This is a genomic window from Pseudoalteromonas luteoviolacea S2607 (assembly GCF_001625575.1).
Taxonomy (GTDB): domain Bacteria; phylum Pseudomonadota; class Gammaproteobacteria; order Enterobacterales; family Alteromonadaceae; genus Pseudoalteromonas; species Pseudoalteromonas luteoviolacea_E.
In genome coordinates, this window is record NZ_AUXV01000058.1 from 1 (window position 1) to 6,333 (window position 6,333).

Sequence of the window (6,333 nt, forward strand, 5' to 3'; positions counted from 1 at the left end):
AATCCAGCTCCCTCCACCACTCTTACACTTTACTCTTGCTATATTTCAGTTTTAATTACCAATCGATTAGAATTTTTCCATAATCTTTAAGATACTTTTTAGCTTCTATATAGTTTTGATCAAAACGGGAAACAATAGACCAAAACGCATTGTTGTGCGCCATCACATGGAAATGTGCAAGCTCATGCACAATTACATAATCAATGACCCACTTAGGTGTTCCTAACAACGCACAGTTGAATGCGATTGTCCCATTTGACGATAAACTTCCCCATCTTCTTTTATAGAACCTTACTTTTAGTAACTTGTAATCCGACTGCATTAAAGACTTATACTTCGGTAATGTCGACCGTAAGTACTTACTTAAGCCCTCAGTGAATAATTGCTTTACCTCTAAAATGGCTGTTGCTTTATACGTGCTCGAAATGGCCGTCAAATACACTCTATGATTATCATGATCGATTTCACTTTTTGACGCTCCGTATATCACGTCGTATTTGTGGCCAAACACCATAATCTTATTTGAAGCCCACAAAGTGTCTTGCTGCGCTGCATTGATTGATTTTTGCTTCTCCAACACCCACTTTTGCTTTGATTTTACCCAGTCATTTAACCAAGTTTTGCAAATATTTTGCGGCGCATACACACTTACGCCTGATGGCAGCACTTTAATTGCAACGGACTTTCTTCGCTTGCTTAGTTTTAGTTGATAATTGAATTCCATAGAAAATTTGCTGCTTTTTCGTTTAAAACTGAGATTTGCTGCTACCTTTATATTTACCATGAGAAAAAATAAGTCGCTATGAACAACAAACCAAAGTGTCAGTATATCTCACCTGATGGCCATAGTTGCCAAGAAATTGATATGGGTTCTGGATATTGTTTTTGGCACGATGCAAAATTTGATAAAAGCGGCTTAGAGTTATCACAAAAACTAGAGCGGTATGCTAAAAAAGGAGGCTTACTGCAAGGGCTAGAGCTCAAGAGAGCGAACTTAGAAGGCCTAAATCTCGTTAAGTTTAACGACCACAATGGTTATGACCTATCTTACAGTAATTTTTACCGTGCAAACCTCCATGGTGCACATCTGTTCAACAGTACTATAAAAAATGCATCGTTAATGAAAGCTGATTTACGCGATGCAAATTTGCACTGCTGCAAACTTGAGAATACAAATATTTTGGGGGTCAAACTTAACGCGACGAGGATTGATAACCTCGTGCTTGGCGACAAACTGCTGCAAGAGAGTCAAGCAATAGAAGCAGCAAAACTGAAAAATTATGAAGAAGCACAAGATCTCTATTTACAAAGTGAGGAAATATATCGGTTATTGAGAAAAGGGGCTGAGCAACAAGGTCTTTTTGAAATGGCAGGCAAGTATACATACAGTGAATTGCGTATGCGTCATGCTCAGTATCCCAAGTACTCAAAAAAGCGGCTTGTTTCTAGCTTTATAGATATGCTGTGTGGCTACGGTGAAAAGCCAGAAAATGTCATTCGCTTCAGTTTAGGCATGATTTTGCTATGCGCACTTTGCTATTTTGTACTTGGTATCAACTACAATGACGAAACGATTCGTATCGATACCACAGCGACATTTGAAGAAAACCTCCATGCAATGTTCAATTGCTTTTACTTCAGTGTCGTGACCTTCACGACACTGGGCTATGGCGATATAACCCCCGTAGGGATTACTCGACTCATAGCAACAATAGAGGCCTTTATTGGCAGCTTTTCACTTGCTTTATTCGTCGTCGTTTTCGTGAAACGAATGACTCGCTAAAATAGCCTTCTTTACTCTTCGATCTCACGAGCTAACTCATCAAGAAACTGCTGCATAAATGCTGTGCGCCGTTGTGCCTCTTTTTTTGCAGCTTTAGTATGCATTTGAGATTCAATGTGCAGCAGCTTAATAAAAAAGTGGTCAAGCGTATAGTTCTTATCATCTGGCTCTCTCGCAGAGCAAAAAGGATCACTGGTATGATACAAATGCCTAGCAATAGCTCCACCGACCTTCATACAACGGCTAACGCCAATTGCGCCTAATGCATCCATTCGGTCAGCATCTTGAACAATTTGTGCCTCTAATGTCGTTGGCGGTACATTAGCACTAAAACTATGAGCAACAATCGCATGATGTATTCCTTCTAGCTTATCCTGCGGATAACCAATTTCAATCAAGAATCGTTCAGCTTTGTCAGCCGCCAGTTTTGACGCTTTTGCCCTATCAGGGTGATTCTTCGCTACAGCAACACAATCATGAAGCCAAGCTGCTGGCACGACTACATCCAAATCTGCACCTTCTTCTAATGCTAGCTGCTTTGCTGTTTTCACAACCCTCTGCACATGAGAAAGATCATGTGCAGTATCTGCAAAGGGAGTTCCAAGCATAAATTCCTTAAATACTTGTTCAAAGTCGTTCATATTTGCAATCATTTTTACTTAAACCTTATCCTTCACATTGTATGTTGGAACCCCCTTCACTAAAATGACGGGATTCTACTTAGTAAGGAATTTATATGTCTTGTGCGCTGTATTTACAACCCGGTCGAGAAAAATCTCTTAAAAGAAAACACCCTTGGATATTCTCCAAAGCGATTAAAAAGATAAAAGGTAAACCCGGACTTGGTGACCTTGTAAAAATATACAGCCATGACGGACAATACTTGGCAACAGCGGCCTATAGCCCGAGCTCCCAAATTAGAGCTAGAATTTGGACCTTTGATGAGTCAGAGCAAATTGACCAAAGCTTTTTCAAACGTCGCCTAAGCCGCGCATTACAAGTAAGAGACTACGTCATTGATGAAGGTGGGTTAACAGGTTTTAGACTATGTGCAGCCGAGTCAGATGGACTACCTGGTATAACAATAGATAAATTCGACAACTACCTGGTTTGCCAACTATTAAGCGCGGGGGCTGAACGCCATAAAGGCGAAATAGTTGCAGCTCTGAGAGAACTGTTCCCAGAGTGTGCGGTCTATGAACGATCAGATGTCGACGTCAGGAAAAAAGAAGGTCTTGAAAAGATAACTGGACCACTTCATGGTGATGCACCAAAAGAGGCGGTCGTGATAGAAGAGAATGGTTTAAAATTAGAAGTTGATATTATCAACGGACACAAAACTGGGTTTTATCTAGATCAACGAGACAGTCGTGCCGCGTTAGAGAGATTCTCTAAAGGTAAAACTGTCTTGAACTGCTTTTGCTATACCGGAACATTCAGTCTATATGCACTGAGAGGTGGGTGTAATGAGGTAATTAACGTCGACGTATCTCAGCCAGCACTGGATACTGCAAAAAGAAATGTCGAGCACAATAATCTTGATTTAAGCAAAGTGGACTTTGTAAAAAAGGATGTATTTAAATTGCTCAGAGAATACCGTGAAATGGGTAAGCAATTCGATACTATCGTAATGGATCCACCGAAATTTGCAGAGAGCAAAGCGCAATTAACTGGTGCATGTCGAGGATACAAAGATATAAATATGCTGGCGATGCAGCTGCTCAAGCCAGGAGGGACGCTATTAACATTCTCATGTTCGGGGTTAATGGATCAAAACCTATTTCAAAAGGTCGTCGCGGATGCTGCACTGGATGCAAAACGTGATTTGGTTATTATGGAGAGGTTAAATCAAGCACCTGATCACCCTATCGCGGGCTTCTATCCGGAAGGGTTTTACCTCAAAGGGCTTATCTGTAAAGTCTACTAATACAAAAAAGGGAGCGAAAGCTCCCTTTTACTTATCTCTTAGTAACTACCTTTTAGCGTTACGCCAGAGTAATTATTGTAACCACGTAACATGATGTGATAAGTCGCTGCACCACCATTATTAGTTAGCGAGCAAGTTTCACTGTTACCGTTACGGTATGGCCTACAGTCATATGTAGAAGTTGTTGGTGCCTGACCTTTTCTTACATAAAGGTCTGCATCACCAGTACCACCTGAGATCTCTACACTAAGTGTTGAGTTTGCTGGTACATCTATTGTGTACGCAACTTCACTGCCTGATGCGCCAGATAACCCAGTTACAGGCACTCCATTTTCAAGGCAATTTGCACCACAACCGCCGTTGCCATTTGAAGTCGCTGCGACTAAGCTGGCACCAGAGTATGCAGAGTAGCCGTGTAACATAATGTACCAGTCACCTGCGGCAGGATTGTTAAATGTACATACCTCTTCGTTTCCGCTCTTATAAGGGCGACATGTATAGCTGCTCTGAGTTGCTTTCTGGCCCTGTTGAACATAAAGATCCGCGTCACCTGTTCCACCTGATAGTGTCACAGTTAATGTTTCTTTACCTGCAGGTACTTTGAATAGATAGTGTGTCTCACTACCAGATGCACCACTTGCACCAACCGCTACACCATCATCTAATTCAGGTACTGTTGGCGGTGGAGGTGGAGGCGTGCTGTCAGCAAGAGAGAATACTAACTCGTTAGGAGAACCTGATTTCGCATCACTTACTTTGTCTTTCGAACTACGAGAGCTCAATAGTGAGTCAATTTGACTAGGTGTCAAACTCGGGTTTTCATCTAAATACAATGCAACAACACCTGCAACATGAGGCGCGGCCATTGAAGTACCACTAATGGTATTTGTTGCTGAATCTGAGTTATACCAAGCTGATTTTATGCTTGAGCCTGGTGCATAAATATCAAGACAGTTACCGTAGTTTGAGAAACTAGAACGTGCATCTGAGCTAGTTGTTGAGCCCACGGTTACTGCATCTGCCGCTCTTGCTGGTGAATAGTTACATGCGTTACTGTTATCATTACCTGCTGCTACTACAAACGTAACACCCGATGCAACAGCTGTGTTTACCGCATCATCAACTGCTTGAGAAACACCACCGCCTAAACTCATATTTGCAACAGATGGGCCTGACGCATTATCTTTAACCCAGTTAATCCCTGAGATAACACCAGAATATGATCCAGAACCTGTACAACCAAGCACTCGAACGCCAACCACGTTTACGTTCTTAGCAACACCATATGCACCACCACCGATAGTACCCGCTACGTGAGTACCATGACCGTTACAGTCACTTGAATCTGCATCATTGTCTACAAAGTCATAACCATGACTTGCACGGCCACCGAATTCAGCGTGAGAAATGCGTACACCTGTATCGATTACATATGCTGTAACACCTGAGCCATCATAATCATAGTGATAGTTGCTATTCAAAGGTAAGTCTCTTTGGTCTACCCTATCCAAACCCCAAATTGCATTTCCTTGGTCTGCACTTGCATCTACCATAGGCGTAATTGTTACGATCTGGTCTTGCTCAATGTAGTCGATGCTTGGGTTACTAAGCAGTTCTTGCACTTTTTGTTTAGAAGCATTTACTACTACACCATTTAAAACACCGTTGAAGCTTTTAGTAACTTGCACATTGTGCTGAGTCGTAAGCGCCTGCGCTTGGCTAGTTGCATAACTAGATATCGCGGCACTATTTGCCGCATTTAATACTGTTGGTGTTTTGAATACTACGATGTATTGATCTTCAATCGCTTTACTTTGGTCAACTGACATCATTTGAGCTTGAGCTAAACAGCTACCTGACATGCCTGCCAATACCGCAAAAGCGAGTGTGTTTAATTTACGCATACTTGTTCCTTTATTATGTCATTTGGTTAATTTCCAATCAAAATGTAGCGCAATTGTAGAATTAATACACAACAAATTTAACTTAAATTTAACCTGATTCACCTTATTTTGTAAGCAAAAATTTACAATAGAAAGTTTTATTCATTAATTTCAATCCTTAAACAAACATAATTCAAGTTGAGTCATTATTTTGAGATAAATTTTTTCAAAACAACCGTGTTTTAAATTTTAAGCATATTTTTCATATACTTATTCGTGTTCAAAAAACAATCATGATTGAATTTGCTACTTTGAAAAAGTAAGCAATAGTGCAAATAAGCATAAGCAAGGTCAAAAAATGAATTTTTTCAATATATGAAATCGTGACTTTATTTCATGATCGTGAATCATAAACCTGAAATCAGGGTGCAAAAGGTTAACGATAGCGAACGCAGTGAGTGCGTTTCCTTTGCGCAAGGGTGACGGATGACCGAAACAAAGTTTCGCAGCATGAGGAAGTGAGCGCATGGATGCGCGATGGGACCCTGCTTCAGGGATGAATTAAGTGCAAAAGGTTAGCGACTGCGAACGTCGTGAGCGCGCTCTTTTTGCGCAAGGTGAAGTGAGCTATTTTAATAACTGATGAGGGATTCGTGACCCAACCATTTCAATTATGAACGACTAAAAATAATGCCGAAAGAGTCCATCTCAACGTCAGTGAAAGTTGCTTGCTTCACCTT

At 41.0% G+C, this 6,333-nt stretch carries 5 protein-coding genes; 2 read left to right on the forward strand and 3 right to left on the reverse strand.

The window, feature by feature from the left end; genetic code table 11:
- Positions 1-55: 55 nt before the first annotated feature.
- Positions 56-724: a M48 family metallopeptidase gene (locus N480_RS20165; protein WP_063374259.1), complete on the reverse strand. Its 669-nt coding sequence runs from the start codon at positions 722-724 to the stop codon at positions 56-58.
- A gap of 78 nt (positions 725-802) precedes the next feature.
- Here N480_RS20165 and N480_RS20170 point away from each other — a divergent pair, with 78 nt between their 5' ends.
- The gene (locus N480_RS20170) at positions 803-1,783 is read left to right on the forward strand and encodes an ion channel (protein WP_063374255.1); all 981 of its coding nucleotides are present in this window, start codon (positions 803-805) and stop codon (positions 1,781-1,783) included.
- 11 nt (positions 1,784-1,794) lie between these two features.
- Here N480_RS20170 and N480_RS20175 read toward each other — a convergent pair whose 3' ends face one another.
- Entirely contained in the window at positions 1,795-2,424 is a 630-nt protein-coding gene (locus N480_RS20175; protein WP_231101468.1) for an HD domain-containing protein, read from the reverse strand.
- Between the two features lie 95 nt (positions 2,425-2,519).
- On the opposite strand from N480_RS20175, the gene N480_RS20180 reads away from it, so the two are divergent.
- A complete protein-coding gene (locus N480_RS20180) occupies positions 2,520-3,710 on the forward strand; it encodes a class I SAM-dependent methyltransferase (protein ID WP_063374257.1) in 1,191 nt (396 codons plus the stop codon).
- A 38-nt stretch (positions 3,711-3,748) separates the two neighbouring features.
- On the opposite strand, the gene N480_RS20185 is transcribed toward N480_RS20180, so the two are convergent.
- On the reverse strand, positions 3,749-5,614 hold the full coding sequence (locus N480_RS20185; protein ID WP_063374258.1) for a S8 family peptidase: 1,866 nt from the start codon (positions 5,612-5,614) through the stop codon (positions 3,749-3,751).
- Positions 5,615-6,333 lie beyond the last annotated feature (719 nt).

What these genes read in the sequence shown, in the direction of transcription:
- N480_RS20165 (WP_063374259.1), bottom strand. Translation starts at nt 724, where the DNA reads ATGGAATTCAATTATCAACTAAAACTAAGCAAGCGAAGAAAGTCCGTT.
- N480_RS20170 (WP_063374255.1), top strand. Translation starts at nt 803, where the DNA reads ATGAACAACAAACCAAAGTGTCAGTATATCTCACCTGATGGCCATAGT.
- N480_RS20175 (WP_231101468.1), bottom strand. Translation starts at nt 2,424, where the DNA reads ATGAACGACTTTGAACAAGTATTTAAGGAATTTATGCTTGGAACTCCC.
- N480_RS20180 (WP_063374257.1), top strand. Translation starts at nt 2,520, where the DNA reads ATGTCTTGTGCGCTGTATTTACAACCCGGTCGAGAAAAATCTCTTAAA.
- N480_RS20185 (WP_063374258.1), bottom strand. Translation starts at nt 5,614, where the DNA reads ATGCGTAAATTAAACACACTCGCTTTTGCGGTATTGGCAGGCATGTCA.